At 65.0% G+C, this 19,364-nt stretch carries 16 protein-coding genes; 4 read left to right on the forward strand and 12 right to left on the reverse strand.

Going from position 1 to position 19,364, the window contains the following annotated elements:
- Positions 1 to 52 precede the first annotated feature (52 nt).
- From L6D89_RS03065 to puuE, 5 genes are all read right to left on the reverse strand, one after another.
- Positions 53 to 1,399: a nucleobase:cation symporter-2 family protein gene (locus tag L6D89_RS03065; protein WP_236170768.1), complete on the reverse strand. Its 1,347-nt coding sequence runs from the start codon at positions 1,397 to 1,399 to the stop codon at positions 53 to 55.
- A gap of 450 nt (positions 1,400 to 1,849) precedes the next feature.
- Positions 1,850 to 3,184, reverse strand: coding sequence for a urate hydroxylase PuuD (locus L6D89_RS03070; protein ID WP_236198702.1), 1,335 nt, complete (start codon positions 3,182 to 3,184; stop codon positions 1,850 to 1,852).
- A 53-nt stretch (positions 3,185 to 3,237) separates the two neighbouring features.
- Positions 3,238 to 3,744 (reverse strand): ureidoglycolate lyase, encoded by a 507-nt coding sequence (locus tag L6D89_RS03075; RefSeq protein WP_045209032.1) that lies wholly within the window; start codon positions 3,742 to 3,744, stop codon positions 3,238 to 3,240.
- Positions 3,745 to 3,812: 68 nt separating this feature from the next.
- Positions 3,813 to 4,328, reverse strand: a complete 516-nt coding sequence (gene uraD / locus L6D89_RS03080; protein ID WP_236198703.1) for a 2-oxo-4-hydroxy-4-carboxy-5-ureidoimidazoline decarboxylase — start codon at positions 4,326 to 4,328, stop codon at positions 3,813 to 3,815.
- A complete protein-coding gene (gene puuE / locus L6D89_RS03085; RefSeq protein ID WP_054910389.1) occupies positions 4,325 to 5,260 on the reverse strand; it encodes an allantoinase PuuE in 936 nt (311 codons plus the stop codon). The genes uraD and puuE overlap by 4 nt, the downstream gene beginning before the upstream one ends.
- A gap of 409 nt (positions 5,261 to 5,669) precedes the next feature.
- Between puuE and uraH the strand changes: the two genes are divergently transcribed.
- Positions 5,670 to 6,023: a hydroxyisourate hydrolase gene (uraH, locus tag L6D89_RS03090; protein ID WP_045209039.1), complete on the forward strand. Its 354-nt coding sequence runs from the start codon at positions 5,670 to 5,672 to the stop codon at positions 6,021 to 6,023.
- A 147-nt stretch (positions 6,024 to 6,170) separates the two neighbouring features.
- Positions 6,171 to 7,967 (forward strand): ATP-binding protein, encoded by a 1,797-nt coding sequence (locus tag L6D89_RS03095; protein WP_236198704.1) that lies wholly within the window; start codon positions 6,171 to 6,173, stop codon positions 7,965 to 7,967.
- Between the two features lie 147 nt (positions 7,968 to 8,114).
- On the opposite strand, the gene L6D89_RS03100 is transcribed toward L6D89_RS03095, so the two are convergent.
- Positions 8,115 to 9,461: an NCS2 family permease gene (locus tag L6D89_RS03100; RefSeq protein WP_236170764.1), complete on the reverse strand. Its 1,347-nt coding sequence runs from the start codon at positions 9,459 to 9,461 to the stop codon at positions 8,115 to 8,117.
- A 395-nt stretch (positions 9,462 to 9,856) separates the two neighbouring features.
- Here L6D89_RS03100 and L6D89_RS03105 point away from each other — a divergent pair, with 395 nt between their 5' ends.
- Positions 9,857 to 10,633 carry a GntR family transcriptional regulator gene (locus L6D89_RS03105; protein ID WP_017517526.1) on the forward strand — a complete coding sequence of 259 codons (777 nt, stop codon included), beginning with the start codon at positions 9,857 to 9,859 and terminating at the stop codon, positions 10,631 to 10,633.
- Between the two features lie 169 nt (positions 10,634 to 10,802).
- Here L6D89_RS03105 and L6D89_RS03110 read toward each other — a convergent pair whose 3' ends face one another.
- The 4 genes from L6D89_RS03110 to L6D89_RS03125 form a co-directional block, all read right to left on the reverse strand.
- The gene (locus L6D89_RS03110; RefSeq protein ID WP_236198705.1) at positions 10,803 to 12,245 is read right to left on the reverse strand and encodes an efflux transporter outer membrane subunit; all 1,443 of its coding nucleotides are present in this window, start codon (positions 12,243 to 12,245) and stop codon (positions 10,803 to 10,805) included.
- The gene (locus tag L6D89_RS03115) at positions 12,242 to 13,306 is read right to left on the reverse strand and encodes an HlyD family secretion protein (protein WP_236198706.1); all 1,065 of its coding nucleotides are present in this window, start codon (positions 13,304 to 13,306) and stop codon (positions 12,242 to 12,244) included. The genes L6D89_RS03110 and L6D89_RS03115 overlap by 4 nt, the downstream gene beginning before the upstream one ends.
- 15 nt (positions 13,307 to 13,321) lie before the next feature.
- On the reverse strand, positions 13,322 to 14,899 hold the full coding sequence (locus tag L6D89_RS03120) for an MFS transporter (protein ID WP_236198707.1): 1,578 nt from the start codon (positions 14,897 to 14,899) through the stop codon (positions 13,322 to 13,324).
- 165 nt (positions 14,900 to 15,064) lie between these two features.
- Complete coding sequence (locus L6D89_RS03125; RefSeq protein WP_236170760.1) at positions 15,065 to 15,988, reverse strand: LysR family transcriptional regulator; 924 nt, start codon at positions 15,986 to 15,988, stop codon at positions 15,065 to 15,067.
- 165 nt (positions 15,989 to 16,153) lie between these two features.
- On the opposite strand from L6D89_RS03125, the gene L6D89_RS03130 reads away from it, so the two are divergent.
- Complete coding sequence (locus tag L6D89_RS03130) at positions 16,154 to 16,576, forward strand: universal stress protein (RefSeq protein ID WP_236198708.1); 423 nt, start codon at positions 16,154 to 16,156, stop codon at positions 16,574 to 16,576.
- A 445-nt stretch (positions 16,577 to 17,021) separates the two neighbouring features.
- On the opposite strand, the gene guaD is transcribed toward L6D89_RS03130, so the two are convergent.
- Both guaD and xdhC read right to left on the reverse strand, forming a co-directional pair.
- A complete protein-coding gene (guaD, locus tag L6D89_RS03135; RefSeq protein ID WP_236198709.1) occupies positions 17,022 to 18,326 on the reverse strand; it encodes a guanine deaminase in 1,305 nt (434 codons plus the stop codon).
- 150 nt (positions 18,327 to 18,476) lie between these two features.
- On the reverse strand, positions 18,477 to 19,328 hold the full coding sequence (gene xdhC / locus L6D89_RS03140; protein WP_236198710.1) for a xanthine dehydrogenase accessory protein XdhC: 852 nt from the start codon (positions 19,326 to 19,328) through the stop codon (positions 18,477 to 18,479).
- Between the last annotated feature and the right edge of the window lie 36 nt (positions 19,329 to 19,364).

Raw genomic sequence — 19,364 nt, forward strand, 5'->3', positions numbered from 1 at the left:
GGAGTAGGACGCGTCTTGGTGCGGGCGTCCGGGAGACGCCCGCGAAAGGGTTTCAGTGATGCCCGCAGAGGGCGTCGCGGCCTTGTTCGCCGAGGATGTTGAACAGAATGTTCAGCACCACGGCCCAGATCGCGGTCATCGCGATGCCGCTGTGGGTGATCGGCTCCATCCACTGGGGCAGGGCGGCGAAGAAGTCCGGACGCACCACCGGCACCATCCCCATGCCAATGCTCACCGCCACCAGCAACTGGTTGCGGCGGTCGACGATGTCCGCTTCGTGGAGGATGCGGATGCCACTGGCGGCGACCATGCCGAACATGGCGATGCCGGCGCCGCCGAGTACCGCTGGCGGAATCGAAGCGACCAGGAAGGCGGCCTTGGGCAGCAGCGACAGGGCGATCAGGAACAGCGCGGCGGCAGCGGTGACGTAGCGGCTGCGCACGCCGGTCATCTGCACCAGGCCGATGTTCTGGGCGAACGAGGAATGGGTGAAAGTGTTCATGAAGCCGGCTACGAACGAGGCGCTGGCATCGCACAGCAGGCCGCGGCGCAGGCGGTTGGGGCAGATTTCGGTCTCGGTGATCTTGCCCAGGGCGAGGAACATGCCGGTGGACTCGACGAAGATGATCACCACCACCAGGCACATCGAAAGCACCGGGGCCAGGTGGAATTCCGGAGCGCCGAAGTGCAGCGGGGTGACGATGTCGAACCACGGGCGCTGCTCGATGCCGTCGAGGCTGACCATGCCCATGCTGGCGCCGATGATGTAGCCCAGCAGCATGCCGATCAGCACCGAGACGTTGACCCAGAAGCCCTTCAGGAAGCGGTTGATCAGCAGGATCACCGCCAGCACGAAGGACGACAGGGCGAGGTATTCGATGGCGCCGAAGTTGGCTGCCGCCTTGCCGCCGCCGGCCCAGTTGATCGCCACCGGGAACAGGCACATGCCGATGGAGGTGATCACGGTGCCGGTCACCAGCGGCGGGAAGAAGCGCACGATGCGGCTCATGAACGGCGCGATGAGCATGCCGAAGAAGCCGGCGGCGATGGTCGCGCCGAAGATGCCGGTCATGCCGACGCCGGGCATGCCGGCCATGGCGACCATGCTGCCGACGGCGGCGAAGCTGGCGCCCATCATTACCGGCATGCGGATGCCCACCGGGCCGATGCCGAGCGATTGCACCAGCGTGGCGATGCCGGCAACCAGCAGGTCGGCGTTGATCAGGAAGGCGATTTCTTCACGGGAGAGACCGGCGGCCTGGCCGACGATCAGCGGTACGGCGACGGCGCCACCGTACATCAGGAGAACGTGCTGGAAGCCGACCAGCAGCAGCTGCAGCAAAGGCAAACGCTGGTCGACGGGCGAGCCGGTATGGGAGCGCTCAGTTACCACGGACATGCAACACCTCGGTTTTTATTGTTGTCAGTCGCTGGTTGCCGGACGGGCACGACAACCGGGAAGTACTGGCCGATCTCACCCCCGGGGCCGAGCGGGTGAAGCGGTGCGGGACTTTATAAACGCGATGTGTATTAGGTTCAATCGATTTTTGTATACAACTCGTCGGTCACGTTTTGTCTCCATGGTGCTGCATGGCTCTAGGCCGCGTGTTTCCTGGCTTTGGTATTTCTGTAGCCTTTGGTCGAGTGGACTACATTTTTTGTTTCAGGGGCATGGTGCAGGCGGATGGCAATCGCGGACAGAGTCCGCTCCTACGCCAAGGTTTGGTATCTGCGTAGGAGCGGACTCTGTCCGCGATCGGTTGAGGCGCCTGCCGAAGCAACCTGAGGGTTTGCGCAGGCATAAAAAAACCGCACCCGAGGGTGCGGTTTTCCTGGCCGTGCCGCAGGCTCAATTCACCTGGGCGCCCTTGGCGATCCAGTCGCCGATGAGCTTGCGCTCTTCCGTGGTCATCTGCGTGATGTTGCCCAGCGGCATCACCTGCGAAGCCACGGCCTGCGCCTGGATGCGCGGGGCGAGCTGCTGGATCTGCTGCGGGGTGTCGAACATCACGCCGGCCGGCGCGGTGCTGAACAGGTTGCTGGTCGGCTTGGCCGAGTGGCAGACGGCGCAGCGCTCCTGGATGACGTGATGGACCTTGTCGAAGCCTTCGGGCGAACCGGCGGTGGAGGCCTGGGCCGGAGCGGCCTGAGCCTGCTGGGCAGCGGCAGCCTTGGCGGCTTCCTCGTCCTTGGCGCGTTCTGCCGGGGTCTTGCCGCCGACGGCGGTTTCCGGCAGCGGCTGGTACTCCACCTTCGCCGGCTGGGCGCTGGCAGTGTTGTCACTGCTGGGGAAGTTCGGGCCGGTGACGAACGCCAGGGCGATCATGCCGACGGCGCCGGCGGGCAGCGCCCAGGCCATGCCGTTGCCATTGTGGCGGGTGTTGAAGTAGTGACGCACGATCACTGCCAGCGCCGCGATGCAGGTCAGGATCAGCCAGTTGTAGTGGCTGCCGTAGGTGCTCGGGAAGTGGTTGCTGATCATGATGAACAGCACCGGCAGGGTGAAGTAGTTGTTGTGGCGCGAACGCAGCAGGCCCTTGGCCGGCAATACCGGATCAGGCTCGCGACCTTCCTCGATGGCCTTAACCAGCGCGCGCTGGGCCGGCATGATCACGCGGAACACGTTGCCCACCATGATGGTGCCGATGATGGCGCCCACGTGCAGGTAGGCACCGCGGCCGCTGAACACCTGGCTGAGCAGGTAGGCGGCGAGGACCAGCAGGCCGAACAGGATGGCGCCGAGCAGGGCGGGTTTCTTGCCCAGCGGGGAGTCGCACAGGGTGCTGTAGATGAACCAGCCGGCGATCAGCGAGCCGATGCCGATGGCGATGGCTGCGGCCGGGGCGAGGTCACTTCCCGGGGCGATCAGGTACAGGGTCGGGTTCAGGTAGAACACGATGGTCAGCAGGCAGACGCCCGACATCCAGGTGGAGTAGGCCTCCCATTTGAACCAGTGCAGGTTGTCCGGCATTTTCGGCGGGGCGAGCTTGTACTTCTCCAGGTGGTAGATACCGCCACCATGGATCGCCCAGAGATCACCGGAGAGCCCCTCGCGCGGGTTGGCGCGGTTGAGGTTGTTCTCCAGCCAGACGAAGTAGAACGAGGCGCCGATCCAGGCGATGCCCACAATCATGTGGACCCAGCGGACCAGCAGGTTCAGCCATTCGATGAGATGTGCTTCCACAGTTTTTTACCTCTTGCCCGGGTGCCGCCGTCGCGGCAGGCGGGCCTCTCTTATTAGTTCGCTTGGGGGTCGAGGAGGAGCTGTTCGTCCTCGGTGAAGAAATGCTCGTCGCAGTTGTTGCCAGAACCGCTGCGATCGACCACCAGGAAGTCATCCCGCTTTTCGATCGTCAGCACCGGGTGGTGCCAGACGCCGCGGTGGTAATTGACGCCCTGCTTGCCGTTGGACAGGAAAGCGCGGACGAGGCCCGATACAGGTACATCGCCAAGTGGCGCGACCACGATCAGAAAGGGGTTGCCGAGCAGCGGAATGAACGCCTGGCTGCCCTGCGGATGACGCTCCAGCATGCGGATGCGCAAAGGCATCTCCAGTGATTCGGCGCTGAAGATGCTGATGATTGCCTTGTCATCGGGCTGCGCCGTTTCGACGGTGGCGAGCTTGTGATAACGGCGGGTGGAGCCGTTGTTGATCATGAAGAAATCGCTGCCTTCGGTTTCGATGACATCACCGAATGGGGCGAAGGCTTCCTTGGTCAACGGCTCGATCTTCAGGGTACGCATGGCTGGTCTTCTTATTTCGTTGTTCGCATGGGCCCCTTCCGGTGGAAGGGGAATGAAGGTCCGCTGGCTCAGAGTTGCTGCAGGCGGAACATCGCGATCTTGTTGATCTCCGCCAGGGCGGTCTGGAATTCCTGCTCCGGCGTGTTGTGGATGCGTTCTTCGAACGCGGCCAGGATCTGGTGGCGGTTGCTGCCCTTCACCGCCTTGATGAAGGGGAAGCCGAACTTGGCCTTGTAGGCGTCGTTGAGTTCGGTGAAGCGGGCGAACTCCTCGGCGCTGCAGTCCTGGATGCCGGCGCCGGCCTGTTCGGCGGTGCTGGAGGCAGTCAACTCGCCACGGATCGCGGCCTTGCCAGCGAGGTCCGGGTGCGCGTTGATCAGCGCCAACTGAGCCTCGTGGCTGGCGGACAGGAGAATGTCGGCCATGCGCTGCTGCAGCTGTTCGATGTCGTTCAGGCTGTCGTCGACGCCCAGGTCGTAGGCCTTCTCGGCGACCCACGGGGAGTGCTCGTAGATGTCGGCGAAGGTGGCAACGAAGGCGGCGCGGTCGAGGTTGGCCGGGGTCAGGGTCTGGAAGCGGCTCATGCCGGGTTCTCCTGCGCTTTGAACGGGTGGTTCTCGTGCCAGTGCTTGGCGATGTCGACGCGGCGGGTGATCCACACCTTCTCGTGACCCTTAACGTACTGGATGAAACGCTCCAGCGAGGCCATACGCGCCGGACGGCCCAGCAGGCGGCAGTGCATGCCGATGGAGAGCATCTTCGGCGCGCCCTCGGCACCCTCGGCGTAGAGCACGTCGAAGGCGTCCTTGAGGTATTCGAAGAAGTCGTCGCCCTTGTTGAAGCCCTGCACCTGGGTGAAGCGCATGTCGTTGGTGTCCAGGGTGTAGGGGATCACCAGGTGCGGCTTCTCGGCGGTGCTTGCCGGGTCCCAGTAGGGCAGGTCGTCGTCGTAGGTATCGGAGTCGTAGAGGAAGTTGCCGTCCTCGCGGACGATGCGGCGGGTGTTCGGGCCCAGGCGGCCGGTGTACCAGCCCTGCGGGCGCTGGCCGGTCAGTTCGGTGAGGATGCGCACGGCCTCGAACATGTGTTCGCGTTCCTGCGCCTCGTCCATGTACTGGTAGTCGATCCAGCGGTAGCCGTGGCTGCAGATCTCGTGGCCGTCGGCGACCATCTGGCGGATCGCTTCCGGGTGGCGCTGGGCAGCCATGGCCACGGCGAATACGGTCAGCGGCAGGTCATATTTCCTGAACAGTTTGAGCAGGCGCCACACGCCGGCACGGCTGCCGTATTCGTAGAGCGATTCCATGCACATGTTGCGCTCGCCCTTGAGCGGCTGGGCGGCGACCATTTCGGAGAGGAAGGCTTCGGATTCGGCGTCGCCATGGAGGATGTTGCGCTCGCCGCCTTCCTCGTAGTTGAGGACGAAGGACAGGGCGATGCGCGCATCGTTCGGCCAGTGCGGATGGGGGATGTTGTTGCCGTAACCGATCAGGTCGCGTGGGTAATCAGCGCTCACTGCAGTGTTCCTTCTTGTGGTTGGCGGTCGGCGCCGGGTCGGTGGACTGTGCGCTGCCGTGATGGATGCATTGTATACAAAATGTTGAGTGGTCTGTAAATACAATCTGCGCAACGGTCGTTTCATCCCGTTCGTCAGCAATCGAGGGGCGCTGGATGGTGAGCGGGCCCCGTACTGGCGCGGCTTGCGCTGGGTATTCGGGGGCTTCTGAAGCGGGCGGCCGAGCAGGGCGAGAGAGGGGTTTTGGCGGGATGAATTACTTTTTTGTATACAATAAGTCGTGTCGCTGGGTATATTCACTGCACTCAAACGCACCTGCGGGCTGTTCCGATGGCAGCTCGCTCAATCGCATCAACAAGACAGAGGAGGAAGGTGTCGGCCGGCTCTGCCGCAGGACACCGATAAGCCCATGGGACGCCTGACCACTCACGTACTGGATTCCGCCCACGGCTGCCCTGGCCACGGCATCAAGATCGAGCTGTATCGCGTCGAAGGTCAGCAGCTGGAACTGATCACCACCCGCGTGACCAACGACGATGGCCGCTGTGACGAACCGCTGCTGCAGGGCGAAGACTTCCGTGCCGGCGTCTACCAGCTGCTGTTCAATGCCGGCGACTACTACCGCGCCCGTGGCGTGGAGCTGCCCCAGCCGGCGTTCCTCGACCAGGTCGTGCTGCGCTTCGGCATCGCCTCGGAAAGCGACCACTACCATGTGCCGCTGCTGATTTCCCCCTACAGCTACTCCACCTATCGCGGCAGCTAGTCCCCGCCCATAGGTCTTCCCCCCGACTCTTCGTGGAGTCTTCCTCAGCCCGCCCACACTGCGGGCTTTTTTTTGCCCGTGATGTTTCGCGCGCAGGCTTGGCGGTGCTGGTCTAGAACTACTGCAACCCTCCTGTCCGAGAATCCCATGAGCAGAATCATGATCGTCGAAGAACAGCCGGTAACGCGTCATGCCTTGCGGCTGATGATGGAGGCCGACCGACATGAGGTGGTGGGCGAGGCCGACAACGGGCCGGATGCACTGCATCAGGCGCGACTGTGCAAGCCCGATCTGATGATCCTGGAGCTTTCCATTCCACGCCTGGGCGGGCTGGAAGTGCTGCAACGCCTGGTGGCCCAGGACTCTCCGGTCAAGGTGCTGGTGCTCACCTCGCAGGATTCGGAGTACTTCGCCGGACGCTGCCTGACCGCCGGGGCTGCCGGCTTCGTCAGCAAACAGGAGGACCCGCAGGCCGTGCGCGAAGCGGTGCGCGCGATCGCCCAGGGGCACAGTTACTTTCCCAGCCATGCCCTGGGCAGTGTCAGCGCTGCCGAGGAGGCCGGGCATGGCAACCTCCTGCGGGATCTCTCGGTGCGCGAACTGAGCGTGCTGCAACTGTTGGCGCAAGGGCTGAGCAACATCGCCATCGCTGACCAGTTGTCGATCAGCGACAAGACCGTGAGTACCTACAAGGTGCGGCTGATGCAGAAGCTCCACGCCAAGTCGCTGGTTGAGCTGATCGATATCGGCAGGCGCCACGGTCTGGTCAAAGGCGGCGATAGACAGGAATCCGAGGCGGTTCCGGCCGAGCTGAGTGATGAGCAACTTCAGGAGCTGGCGCTGATTCGCAGCATGCTCGATGCGCTGCCCCAGCCGATGTCCGTGCGTGGTCTGGATGGCCGGATCCTGTTCTGCAATCGCAGCATGCTGCAGATGTTCGGCCTGGAGCTGGATGAGATCGTCGGAAAGACGCTCGGCGAGTTGGGTTTCTTCTCCAATCCCGTGGAGGCGGAAGTTTTCCGCAAGAAGCATCTGGAAGCCATCGTCAAGGGTGAGCCCTTTGACATCGACGTGGAGTTTCGTAGCCCCGCAGGGCGCAAGGTGTTTCACCACTGGGGGCGGCCTTATCGCGACAGCAAGGATGAATTGATCGGAGCGATCTGCGGCTCCATCGACATTACCGGGCGTGACGAACTGGTGCGCGCCTTGCGCAATGCCAATGCGCGTATCGACGCGATCAGCCGCGGCAAGAGCCAGTACCTGGCGGGTATTGGCGGGGAGCTGCAAGGGCCGTTGCAGAACATCCTGGTAATGCTCGATCTGGCCCAGGACCCGAGTGACCCTTCGCGGCGGCTGGAGCCGCTGTCCGTCGCGCGGGGGCTGGTCGGCAATCTCCTTCACCTGCTGGGTGATCTGCAGACACTGAGCCTCGCCAAGTCCGGGCGCCTGCAGTTGAATCCGGAGGTGGTCGATCTACGCGCCTTGCTCGACGGCCAGTTGCAGTTGCTGGCCGCAGACGCCGCCGCCAAAGGGCTGGAGTTGAAGACAGATTTCGACCTGGCGCTGGATTGCAATGTCTGGTGCGACCCGCAGCGTTTGCGCGAGACGGTCGGCAACTTGCTGAACAACGCGTTGAAGTTCACCGAAGAGGGCTCCATCCGCTTGCGTCTGGTGGCGCGCGGGCAGGGCAAGGGCATGGTCGGCGTGCGGATCGATGTGGCGGATACCGGCACAGGCATGACGCCCGATGTTCTCGACGGTCTCTTCGAGCCGTACTCGCATACCCTCGACGGCTACCGCGTCAGTCATGGCAGCACCGGTCTGGGCCTGGCCCTGTGCCGCAGTCTGCTGGAGCAGATGGGCGGACAGATCAGCGTGAAGAGCCGACTGGGAGAGGGGACCGAATTCAGCGTGTCGCTGATCCTGCCGGACGCTTCGGTCTAGCGCCCAGGCGGAGCTGTCTGCTTCGTTCGAAATGTGCCGCGGGGCGACACGAGTGCGCTTTTCGGGGCTTTTGAGCCGGATTCCAGCTGGCAGAAAATCCAAGGCCCCGGCTACCAATAGCCGGGGCCTTGTGCTGTATCGGGCGCCTTAGAGGAAGATGAACTTGGCCACGAAGATCGCGCACAGCGCGTACAGGCTGATGGTCACGTCCTTGTGGCGGCCGGTGAAGACCTTCATCGCCACGTAGGTCACGAAGCCCAGCGCGATGCCGTCGGCGACCGAGAAGGTCAGCGGCATCATGATCACGGTGACGATGGCCGGGATGGTCTCGGTGTGCTCGTTCCAGTCGATGTGGGCCATGCCGCCCATCATCAGCATGGCGACGTAGATCAGCGCACCGGCGGTGGCGTAGGCGGGGATCATGCCGGCCAGCGGGGCGAAGAACATTGCCGCGACGAACAGCACGCCGACCACCACGGCGGTCAGGCCGGTGCGGCCACCGGCGGCGACGCCCGCTGCGCTCTCAACGTAGCTGGTCACCGGCGGTACGCCGAGCACCGCGCCGAAGGCGCTGGAGGTGCTGTCGGCCTTCATCGCTTTCGACAGGTTCTCGATGCGGCCGTCCTCGCGTACCAGGTGCGCGCGCTGGGCTACGCCCATCAGGGTGCCGGCGGTGTCGAACATGTGCACGAAGAGGAAGGCCAGGATCACGCTGATCATGGTCACGTTGAACGCGCCGGAGATATCCATGGCCATGAAGGTCGGCGCCAGGCTCGGCGGCATGGAGAACACGCCGCCGAACTGGACGATGCCCAGGGCGATGCCGGCCACGGTGACGGTGAGGATGCTGATCAGGATGCCGCCGAACACGCGGCGGTACTCCAGCACTGCGATCATCAGGAAGCAGATGGCGGCGAGCAGCGGGCCGGGGCTGGTCAGGTCACCCAGGTGCACCAGGGTGGCGGGGCTGGCGACCACGATGCCGGCGGTCTTCAGGCCGATCAGCCCGAGGAACAGGCCGACGCCCGCGCCCATGGCGAAGCGCAGGCTGACCGGAATGCTGTTGAGCAGCCATTCGCGGATGCGCGAGAAGGTCAGGATCATGAAGGCGATGCCGGAGATGAACACCGCGCCCAGCGCGATCTCCCAGCTGTAGTTCATGGTCTTGACCACGGTGTAGGTGAAGAAAGCGTTGAGGCCCATGCCCGGTGCCAGGCCCACCGGCCAGTTGGCGTACAGGCCCATGAGGAAGCAGCCGAGCGCCGCGGCCAGGCAAGTGGCGACGAACGCGGCGCCATGGTCGATGCCGGCGTCGGCCATGATGTTGGGGTTGACGAAGATGATGTACGCCATGGTGATGAAGGTCGTGAGACCCGCGGCGAGTTCGGTCTTCACGGTGGTGCCGTGCTGGCTCAGCTTGAACAGGCGTTCGAGCAGGCCGGTGGCGGGGGGACTGGATGCAAAGGCTTGTTGTTCTTGTTTGGTGCTTTCCACAGCGGTACTCCTCAACGCTCTTGTTGTTGGTCCCTTGCCGTCGGCTGGTTCACCTGCGTCCCTTGCGCTAACGGAAAGAGTTGTGAGGGTGTGAATGTTGACCTTTGGGTCAGGAAGTCACGCCGCGATTATGCAGTTGTGTACAAAAAGTTCAAATAATGTTTAGTGTCTTGCTGAAAGATTTTTACAAGCAAAGCGTCGGAATGGTCGCACGTCGATCTTCTCCAAGTTCCTGCGCCGCGCGGCCTGGGGCTTGCTAGCGAGTCACTCGCGACGGCTGCACGATAGTGGCCACTTTGTGTACACTGTGCCCCATGCCTGGCCCGCGGCCAGCTTCACTCCAGCCCCCACGGATTTCGCGCCGGTTCAACCCGGCTGAGCAGGGTTCGACTCCGATGACCGACCAGTTGCAACAGATCAGGAAGCAGCCGCGCAATGGCAAGGCGCGCAGCGGCACTCAGGACGAGATCGTCTACGCGCACATCTTCGATGCCATCCTCGAGCAGCGCCTGGCTCCCGGTACCAAGCTGAGCGAAGAGGCCCTCGGCGAGATCTTCGGCGTCAGCCGCACCATCATCCGCCGTGCCCTGTCGCGCCTGGCCCACGAGCAGGTCGTGCTGCTGCGCCCGAACCGTGGCGCCGTGGTGGCCAGCCCGAGCATCGACGAAGCCCGGCAGATTCTCTTCGCCCGCCGCACCGTCGAGCGCGCAATCACCGAACTGGCCGTGGACAACGCCAGCAGCGATACCCTGGCCGAACTGCGCGACATGGTGAAACAGGAGCAATCCAGCTTCGCCCGCGGCGACCGCGGCGCTGGCATCCGTCTTTCCGGCGAGTTCCACCTCAAGCTTGCCGAGATGGCGAAGAACGCTCCCCTGGTGGTATTCCAGCGCAGCCTGGTGTCGCAGACCTCGCTGATCATCGCCCAGTACGAAAGCGGTGGCCGTTCGCACTGCTCGTTCGACGAGCACAACGAGATCCTCGACGCCATCGAAAAGGGCGACAAGGAAAAGGCCGTGACCCTGATGATGCACCACATGGCGCACATCGACGACAAGCTGAACCTGGACGTGGACGGCGCTTCCGGCGACCTGCACGCAGTGTTCTCGCACCTGCTGGCGGGCAAGAAGAAGCCGCGCCGCAGCAAGGCTGACGCCGACTCGGCGGCCTGATCGCCGAGCCAGAAAAAAGCCCCGCCATTGCGGGGCTTTTTCGTTTCTGCACGGGGCGCTTTTGGTATTCGTCCTGGCGCGCAATGCTTTTCGTAGGAGCGAGCTTGCTCGCGAACTCGCTTCCCTCCGGAACCTTCAGGGTGCAATGCGTTCGCGAGCAAGCTCGCTCCTACAGGTTCTGGGCGCTTTGCTCGGTCTGCTGCCAGCCGCCACCCAGTGACTTGTAGAGCAGCACCAGCGTAGTCGCCACGGCTTCGCGGCTGCGTACCTGCTGTTCCTCGGTGGCCAGCAGCTCGCGCTGCGCGCTGAGTACGTTGAGGAAGTCGACCGCACCGGCCTTGTACTGCTCGCGGGCGTTGGCCAGGGCAGTGCGGCCATGTTCGGCGGCGCTGTCCAGACTGGCCAGACGGCGTTGCTCGGCGGCGTAGTCGGTGAGCGCATCGTCCACTTCGCGCCAGGCGTTGAGCACCGTGCGCCGGTAGGCGATAGCCGATTCCTGCTGCTGCGCCTCGCGCAGGGCGAGCATGCCCTTCAGTCGGCCGCCCTCGAAGATCGGCAGCGACAGGCTCGGGCCGATACCGAAGGTGTGGCTGTTCCAGTCACCGAAGTTGGACAGTTGCAGTGCCTGGAAGCCGAAGCTGCCGTTGAGGCTGATGCGCGGATAGAAGTCCGCCTTGGCCACGCCGATGCTGGCGGTGGCGGCATGCAGCGCGGCTTCGGCGCGGCGGATATCCGGGCGGCGCTGGGCCAGCTCCGAGGGCAGGCCGACCGGCACGCCACGGGGTGGCTGCGGCAGGGGCCTGGCCTGGGCGAGCTCGGCTTGCAGCGCCCCGGGTGCCTCGCCGAGCAGGTAGCCCAGGGCGTTGATCAGTCGCGCCTGGCGCTTCTGGCTGTCGGGCAGGCGCGCCTCGATGCTGGCCACCTGTGTCAGGGCTTCGGCAACGTCAAGTTCGGTAGCGACGCCATCGGCGCGACGCAGGCGGGTCAGTTCCAGGCTGCGCTGGGCGATCTCCAGGTTGCTGCGGATGATCGCTTCCAGGTCCTGTTCGGCGCGCAGTTGCAGGTAGTTGCGCGCAGTTTCGGCGAGCACCGAGACCAGCACGTCGCGGCGGCTTTCCTCGGTGGCCTGCACGTTGGCGTCGGCGGCTTCCAGTTGGCGGCGCACGCGCCCCCAGAAGTCCAGCTCCCAGGACAGGTCGAAGCTGCCATCGAGCTGGTTGAAGTTGTCCTTGCCGGCCTTGCCCGACGGGTCGCTCAGGCCGACTTCGCTGTTGCGCTTGCGCTGGTAGCCCAGGTCCGCACCGACATTGGGTACGGCGTCGCCGCCCAGCGCCTGGCGGATCGCCCGGCTTTGCTGCAGGCGTGCGTCGGCTTCGCGCAGGTCGAGGTTGGCGGCGGCCACGCGGTGTTGCAGGTCATTCAGCTGCGAGTCGCCCAGCAGTGTCCACCACTGCGCTTCCAGGGGCGCATCGAGCGCCTGGCTCGGCGTCTGGCCGCGCTGGGCGGACCAGTTCACCGCGTCGGCATCGCCCGGACGTTGGAAGTCCGGACCGACGCTGCAAGCGCTGAGCGCGAGCAGGGCAACGAACAGAGGCGTGCGGGCGGCGATCATTGCACGGCTACCTTCTGCTCATCCGGCGCGTGCTTGCCGGTGTCGATACGAGCGATCACCGACATGCCCACGCGCAGCTTGTCACGCAGCGGCTGGTCGGCGTCGAGGACGATCTTCACCGGGATGCGCTGGACGATCTTGGTGAAGTTGCCGGTAGCGTTGTCCGGAGCTATGGGCGCAAAGCTCAGGCCGGTGGCCGGGGCGATGCTGTCGACATGACCGCGCAGCTTTTCGCCGGGGAAGGTGTCGATGCTGATCTCCACGCTCTGGCCGGGCTGCACGTCGGTCAGCTGGGTCTCCTGGAAGTTGCCGACGACATAGGCGTCCTGCAGGGGAACCACGGCGAGCAGAGCATTGCCTGGCGTGGTGTAGGCGCCGACGCGCACGGCGCGGCGGCCGACCATGCCGTCGAACGGCGCACGAATTTCGGTGTACGACAGGTTCAGTTGTGCCTGCTGCAACTGCGCTTGCCCACGCTTCAAGGCGCCGAGAGCTTCGGCCTGCTGCGCCAGCAGCACGTCGAGCTGCTTGCGAGCGGCGAGGGCGGCGGCCTTGTTCTTGTCCAGCACGGCCTTCGCCGAGTCGACATGCGAGCGCGCCTGCTGGGCGTTCTGCAGCGTACCGGCGCCTTGAGTGGCGAGGTGCTGGTAGCGATTGAGTTCCTGCGTGGCGAAGGTCAGCGCGGCCTGGTCGGCCTGTACTTGCGCGGCCGTCTGGGCGATCACCGCCTGCTGGCGCTCGAGGTCGGCGGCGACGTGGTGGTGACGTGCCTCGGCGGCCAGCACGTCGGCTTCGGCGGCATCCAGCGCGGCACGGTAGTCGCGGGCGTCGATGCGCGCCAGGACCTGACCGGCCTTCACCGACTGGTTGTCTTCCACCAGCACTTGCTCGATGAAGCCGGCGACTTTCGGCGCCACCAGGGTGAAGTCGGCATGGACGTAGGCGTCGTCGGTGCTCTGCTCGCGGCTCGGGGCGAGCAGGCGCAGCAGCAGGTAGACGACAAGGGCGAGCAGCACGGCGACCAGGGCCAGACTGCCGCGACGGGAGCTGAGTTTCGACATGGGCAGACCTTTGAATCAGTTGTTGGAGATGACGGGACGCGGCGGATAGACCCGCAGCGGCATCAGCGGAATCAGCACGAGCAGGGCGGCGGCCAGCCAGGACATCGCCAGTAGCGTGTCGGACGCGGCGAGCACGCCGGCCTGGCCGCGCACCTGCCCGGCCAGGCGACCGATGTTCTCGGCGCCGCCCAGTTGCTCCAGGCGCAGGCCGAGGGCCTGCTGGGCATTGCCCAGGTGGTCGACCAGGCGGTTGGAGTGGTAGTGCTCGCGCCAGGTCATCAGGATCGACACCACCGCGCTGCCGAGCACCGCGGAGAAGCCGCGCACGCTGTTGAACCAGGCCGAGGCGAATGGCCCTTCGATGGGCGCCACCACGCTGGTGGCCGACATCAGTAGTGGTACCACGGCCATTGGCTGGCCGATGATCTGCAGTGCCAGCAGGGTGTAGAAGTTCTCCCGTGTCCACTCGCTGGTCAGCTGGCTCATGCCAAAGGCCGACAGGCCGCACAGGCTGATACCGATGGCCAGCACCCAGCGGCAATCCACGCGGGGGATGTTGCACAGCGCGGCGATCAGCGGCAGCGAGATCAACTGGGGCAGCGCCACCAGCAGCGCCATCGGTGCCGATTGCAGCGGGCGATAAGCGTGGGTCGAGGCGAGGTAGGAGGCCGGCACGCCGGCGCAGGCGCCGAGCACGACGAGCACACCGGCCAGGGTGATCAGCGAGTGGGTGAAGTTGCGTCGCTTGAGGATATCCAGGCGGAAGAACGGCAGCGGATGCGTCCACTCGTTGACGAAGAACGCCGCCAGCAGCCCGGCGCCACCGACCACCAGCAGGGTGATGAGGTCCGACTCGAACCAGTCCAGACGCTCGCCCTGCAAGAGGCCGATCACCAGCATCAGGATGCCCGGCAGGCCGAGGGAAAGGCCCACGTAGTCGAACTGGCGCAGGCGCTCCAGGCGCAGCGGGTCCTGTGGGATGCCCCAGGCGACGGCGACCAGCGCCACGGCGCAGAGTGGAATGACCTGCCAGAACACCCAGTGCCAGCCAACGAATTCGGTCCACAGCGCTGCCAGCGGCATGCCGAGATTCGGCGCGAAGGTGGCGGTCAGCGCATAGGCGCCCAGGCCATAGAGCTTGATCCCCGGCGGCAGGAAGCGCAGCGCCACGGTCATCAGCATCGGCGGCATGCAGCCCCCGGCGAACCCTTGCAGCAGGCGCAGCAGGTAGAGAGTCTCGACGTTCGGCGCAAAGGGGCAGAGCAGCGCGAGCAGGGCAAAGGCGCAGATGGCACCGAGGGTGAAGCGGCGCAGCGACATGGTGACCGAGAACCAGGGCGCGAAGGCCATGGCGGCGACCTGCGCCGCCGAATACAGGGCGAGCAGCCAGGTGCCTTCGTCATGGCCGATGGACAGCGCGCCGCGCACGTCGGTCATGGCCAGGTCGGTGACCTTCTCGTTGAGCCCGGCGCTGAGGGAGGCGATCAGCACGCCGAGCATGCCGACCACGATGCGCAGGCCGAATGGCTGGGCAGCGGGCTTGGCTGCGGCCGATTGTGGTGCGGCGGCGGAAATCGGCGCGAGCGCGGTCATGGCCGGCCTCCACGGGGATGGCCGATGCCGCCGCCGGGAGGCGGTGATGTGCAAGGCATAGGAATCAACTCGGGTATTTGCGACCGAGTCTAGGGAAGGGTGTGAGTTGTGAAAATTGAAATGATTGCAGCTAATCAGTGCATCTGGCGCACTGATTGGCCGCAATCAGCTCAGCAGGCCGGAACTCTCGCGCAGTTCGATGCACACGCGCTTTACCGTCTGCCGCAGCCAGCTGTGCGCCGGGTCGTTGTCGAAGCGCGGGTGCCAGGCCTGCAGGATCACCACGGATTTCAGTGGCAGCGGGATGTCGAACTGGCGCAGGGCGAAGCCCAGGCGGTCGAGGCGCCACAGCGAATGCTCGGCAATGGGCAGTACCAGGTCGGATTCCAGCAGGGCGAAGATCGACGAGTGGAAGGTCGGCGCGGTCAGGCGGATTTCCCGACGCAGGCCGAGGTTCGCCAGTTCCTCGTCGATCGGCCCGATGGCACGGCCGCGACGGGATACGCTGATCTGCGGGAAAGAGGCGAAGCGCTCCGGGGTGATCTCGTCGTCGAAGATCGGGTGGTCGCGCCGCGCCAGGCCGACGAAGTTGGTGGTGAACAGGGTCTGCGTGCGGATTTCCGGCTCCAGCGTCGAGGTGGCGCCGATGTAGAGGTCGATGCGGTTCTGCCGCAGGGCTTCGTCGTCGAAGTCGGCTTCCGGGGCGATGCGCAGGCTGCAGCGCGGTGCTTCTTCCTTCATCACCGCCAGCATGCGCGAGGCAAAGCCGCCCACCAGCACGTTGTTGGAGCGCAGCACGAAGCAGCGCTCGAGCTGGTCCATGCGCAGGTTTTCCTTGGCGTTGAACAGGCGCATGGCGTGTTCCACCAGGTCGCTGACTTCCTCGCGCAACTGCAGCGCGCGCGGTGTCGGCACCAGGTTGCGGCCGGCGCGAACCATGATCGGGTCGCCCACCGCCTCGCGAATGCGTGACAGGGTGCGGCTCATGGCCGGAGCGCTGAGGTGCATGCGCCGCGCGGCGCCGACCACGCTGCCTTCTTCGAGCAGGATGTTGAGGGCGACCAGCAGATTGAGATCGGGCAGGGCCATGGTGACTCCGAAAGGGTTGCTGCATTGCCATTCATGTTCCATTGCGACGCGCTTGCTGGGCAAGCGTGCGTTTGACGCAATGGTCCATTACGTTTGGCGTGCCTTTACGCTCCGTGCTCAGGCCCGAAGAATGGCAGCGGATTCTGTTTCACGAAGGAGAAGGACATGTTCAAGCGGATTCTGCTGGCCATCGACGGCGCGGCGCAGTCGGCGCGGATCGTTGCCACGGCGGGAGAGCTGGCGTGTGACCACGGCGCCGAGGTGCATGTGGTCTGCGCCGTGGACCGCGCTTTCGCCATGCCGCGCCAGGATGCGCTGGAGTACCCGCCGGCCGAGCAGGAGCAGCATGAAGCGCAGGCGCTGGTGAATGAGGCGGTGACCCGGTTGCAGCCGTGCGTGGCCAGCGGAGCGGTGGTGGCCGGCGATCCGGCCCGCGCCATCCTGCGCGAGGCGGAGCGGCTGGAGTGCGACCTGATCGTGATCGGGCACCGGCATCTGGGGCGCATCGAACGGCTGCTGGACCCATCGGTGGGGCAGCGGGTGATCGAGCGGGCGCCGTGCCCGGTGCTGGTCGAGGTGCGGGAGTAACGTGTCTGTTGGTCCGGTGCCGTGCGGTTCGCGAGCGAGCTCCTACAGGCCCAGACCAGCACGCTCTTCGTAGGAGCGAGCTTGCTCGCGAACCCAGGTTGGCACCGTCGCGTTGCCGGGAATCGATCGCGGACGGAGTCCGCTCCTACGAGATACCTCTGCGCCTGGGCCATCCCTCACCCTGGCCCTCTCCCAAAGGGAGAGGGGACCGTTCGGTGCAGGATGAAACGTCGGCAACAGCCGGCACGGACGGCTCCCTCACCCCCGGGAGAGGGCTGGGGTGAGGGGGAGAGCATCGGCACGGGCTTCCCGAGGAAAGACAGTTGCTCCTACGCACGCCAGGAAGCCTGGCGCCGAAATAGAGGCGCCACGCAGCGTGGAAAGAAAAGCGGCCCCGGCGCCGGGTTGGTCCTGAGCGAGGACCCGGCGCCGAAGCCGTAAGGGGTCAACCGCGGCGATGCACGTTGCGGCCGTGCGCGAAGGTTTCCTTCACGGTACGGTCGTCGCCGAGGATGACCAGTGCGAAGAGTTTCTCCTCCAGGGTCTTGGCCTGCTGCAGGCGGTAGTCCAGCAGCGGGGTGGCCTTGTAGTCGAGGACCACGAAGTCGGCCTCGTTGCCCTGGGCGAAGCTGCCGACCTTGTCTTCCAGTTCCAGCGCGCGGGCGCCGCCGAGGGTGGCCAGGTACAGCGACTTGAACGGGTCGAGCTTGATGCCCTGCAGTTGCATGACCTTGTAGGCCTCGTTCAGCGATTGCAGCTGGGAGAAGCTGGTGCCGGCGCCGACGTCGGTGCCCAGGCCAACTTTCACCTTGTGCTTCTCAAGCTTCGCCAGGTCGAACAGGCCGCTGCCGAGGAACAGGTTGGAGGTCGGGCAGAAGGCCACCGCCGAGCCGGTTTCCGACAGGCGCTGGCATTCGCCGTCGCACAGGTGCACGCCGTGGGCGAACACCGAGCGCGGGCCGAGCAGGCCGTGGTGGTCGTAGACGTCCAGGTAGCCCTTGCGCTCCGGGAACAGCTCCTTGACCCACTCGATTTCCTTGAGGTTTTCCGACAGGTGGGTGTGCATATACACGCCCGGGAATTCCTTGAGCAGGCGGCCGGCGGCGTCGAGCTGTTCCGGGGTGCTGGTGGGGGCGAAGCGCGGGGTGACTGCGTAGAGCAGGCGGCCCTTGCCGTGCCAGCGCTCGATCAGCGCCTTGCTGTCGGTGTAGCTGCTTTCGGCGGTATCGGTCAGGTAGTCCGGCGCGTTGCGGTCCATCATCACCTTGCCAGCGATCAGGCGCAGGTCGAGCTTTTCCGCAGCGCCGAACAGCGCGTCCACCGACTGCGGGTGCACAGTGCCGAACACCAGCGCGGTGGTGGTACCGGCGCGCAGCAGTTCCTTGAGGAAGATGCCGGCGACGTCGGCGGCATGGGCCGGGTCGGCGAACTGCTTCTCGGTGGGGAAGGTGTAGGTGTTCAGCCAGTCCAGCAACTGCTCGCCGTAGGAGGCGATCATGCCGGTCTGCGGGTAGTGGATGTGGGTGTCGATGAAGCCGGGGGTGATCAGCGCATCGCGGTACTCGACCACTTCCACGCCGCCCAGTTGCGGCAGCAGCTCGGCGGCGTGACCGAGGCGGGCGACCTTGCCGTCTTCCACCAGCAGGATGCCGTCCTCGAAATACTGGTAGGACTGCTCCACGCCGACTTCGGCGGGGTCGGCGACGCTGTGCAGGATGCTGGCGCGGTAGGCTTTGGCTTGAGTGCTCATCAATCTCTCGCAAATCGAAAAATATCGCGTCTTTGGACGCTGTTCGATGGGTATCGCTTCGTTCCACCCATCCTACGGAACACTGGGTCTTTTTTTGTGGGATGGGTGGAGCGCAGCGATACCCATCACACGTGGCCGGCAATCGAACTATCAGGCTCCGCTTTCGGCGGTGCGCGCGCGGCGGCTGCTGGGTAACAGTTTGGCCACGCTGTTCTCGCCCTTGCCGGTCTCCTGACCGAAGGTGGCGTTGTAGGTGGCGATGACTTCGCCGGCGATGGACACGGCGATCTCCACCGGCAACTTGCCCTTCACCTCGCTGATCCCCATGGGGCAACGCATGCGCTGCACGGTATCGGCGGCGAAACCGCGGTCGCGCAGGCGGTGTTCGAACTTGGCGCGTTTGGTGTCCGAGCCGATCAGGCCGAAGTAGGTGAAGTCGTTGCGCTCGAGAATCTTCGCGGTCAACTCCAGGTCCAGCGCGTGGTTGTGCGTCATGACGATGTAGTAGCTGCCGGCGGGCATCTCGTCGATCTCGTCGATCACTTCCTCGTTGATCGCACGGGTGACGCCCTCGGGGATATGGTCGGGGAATTCGGCTTCCCGCGAGTCGATCCAGCGCACCTTGCACGGCAGGCTGGCAAGCAACGGGACCAGAGCGCGGCCGACATGGCCGGCGCCGAACACGGCGATGTGCGCCTGGGGTTGGCCCATGGGTTCGAACAGCAGCACGGTGGCGCCGCCGCAGCACTGACCAAGGCTGGCGCCGAGGCTGAAGCGTTCCAGCTTCGGCTCGCGCTCGCGGTTCAGCAGCATCTCGCGGGCGATGGCCATGGCCTTGAATTCGAGATGGCCGCCGCCGATGGTGTCGTAGAGCTTGTCGGCGCTGACGACCATCTTCGAGCCGGCGTTGCGCGGGGTCGAGCCGCGTTCTTCGATGATGGTCACCAGCACGCTGGCTTCGGCGCGCTGTTGCAGGTCGGCGAGGGCACTGATCCAGTTCATCGTGACGAACCTCAAGGTTGGGCTTTGCGTAGGAGC

Origin of the sequence: Pseudomonas pseudonitroreducens, from assembly GCF_021603645.1 — a bacterium.
In the GTDB taxonomy this organism is placed as follows: domain Bacteria; phylum Pseudomonadota; class Gammaproteobacteria; order Pseudomonadales; family Pseudomonadaceae; genus Pseudomonas; species Pseudomonas pseudonitroreducens.

Bases quoted from the DNA above. Each gene is read 5' to 3' on its own strand.
- L6D89_RS03065 (WP_236170768.1), bottom strand. From the start codon at position 1,399: ATGTCCGTGGTAACTGAGCGCTCCCATACCGGCTCGCCCGTCGACCAG.
- L6D89_RS03075 (WP_045209032.1), bottom strand. From the start codon at position 3,744: ATGCGTACCCTGAAGATCGAGCCGTTGACCAAGGAAGCCTTCGCCCCA.
- uraD (WP_236198703.1), bottom strand. From the start codon at position 4,328: ATGAGCCGCTTCCAGACCCTGACCCCGGCCAACCTCGACCGCGCCGCC.
- uraH (WP_045209039.1), top strand. From the start codon at position 5,670: ATGGGACGCCTGACCACTCACGTACTGGATTCCGCCCACGGCTGCCCT.
- L6D89_RS03095 (WP_236198704.1), top strand. From the start codon at position 6,171: ATGAGCAGAATCATGATCGTCGAAGAACAGCCGGTAACGCGTCATGCC.
- L6D89_RS03105 (WP_017517526.1), top strand. From the start codon at position 9,857: ATGACCGACCAGTTGCAACAGATCAGGAAGCAGCCGCGCAATGGCAAG.
- L6D89_RS03110 (WP_236198705.1), bottom strand. From the start codon at position 12,245: ATGATCGCCGCCCGCACGCCTCTGTTCGTTGCCCTGCTCGCGCTCAGC.
- L6D89_RS03115 (WP_236198706.1), bottom strand. From the start codon at position 13,306: ATGTCGAAACTCAGCTCCCGTCGCGGCAGTCTGGCCCTGGTCGCCGTG.
- L6D89_RS03120 (WP_236198707.1), bottom strand. From the start codon at position 14,899: ATGACCGCGCTCGCGCCGATTTCCGCCGCCGCACCACAATCGGCCGCA.
- L6D89_RS03125 (WP_236170760.1), bottom strand. From the start codon at position 15,988: ATGGCCCTGCCCGATCTCAATCTGCTGGTCGCCCTCAACATCCTGCTC.
- L6D89_RS03130 (WP_236198708.1), top strand. From the start codon at position 16,154: ATGTTCAAGCGGATTCTGCTGGCCATCGACGGCGCGGCGCAGTCGGCG.
- guaD (WP_236198709.1), bottom strand. From the start codon at position 18,326: ATGAGCACTCAAGCCAAAGCCTACCGCGCCAGCATCCTGCACAGCGTC.
- xdhC (WP_236198710.1), bottom strand. From the start codon at position 19,328: ATGAACTGGATCAGTGCCCTCGCCGACCTGCAACAGCGCGCCGAAGCC.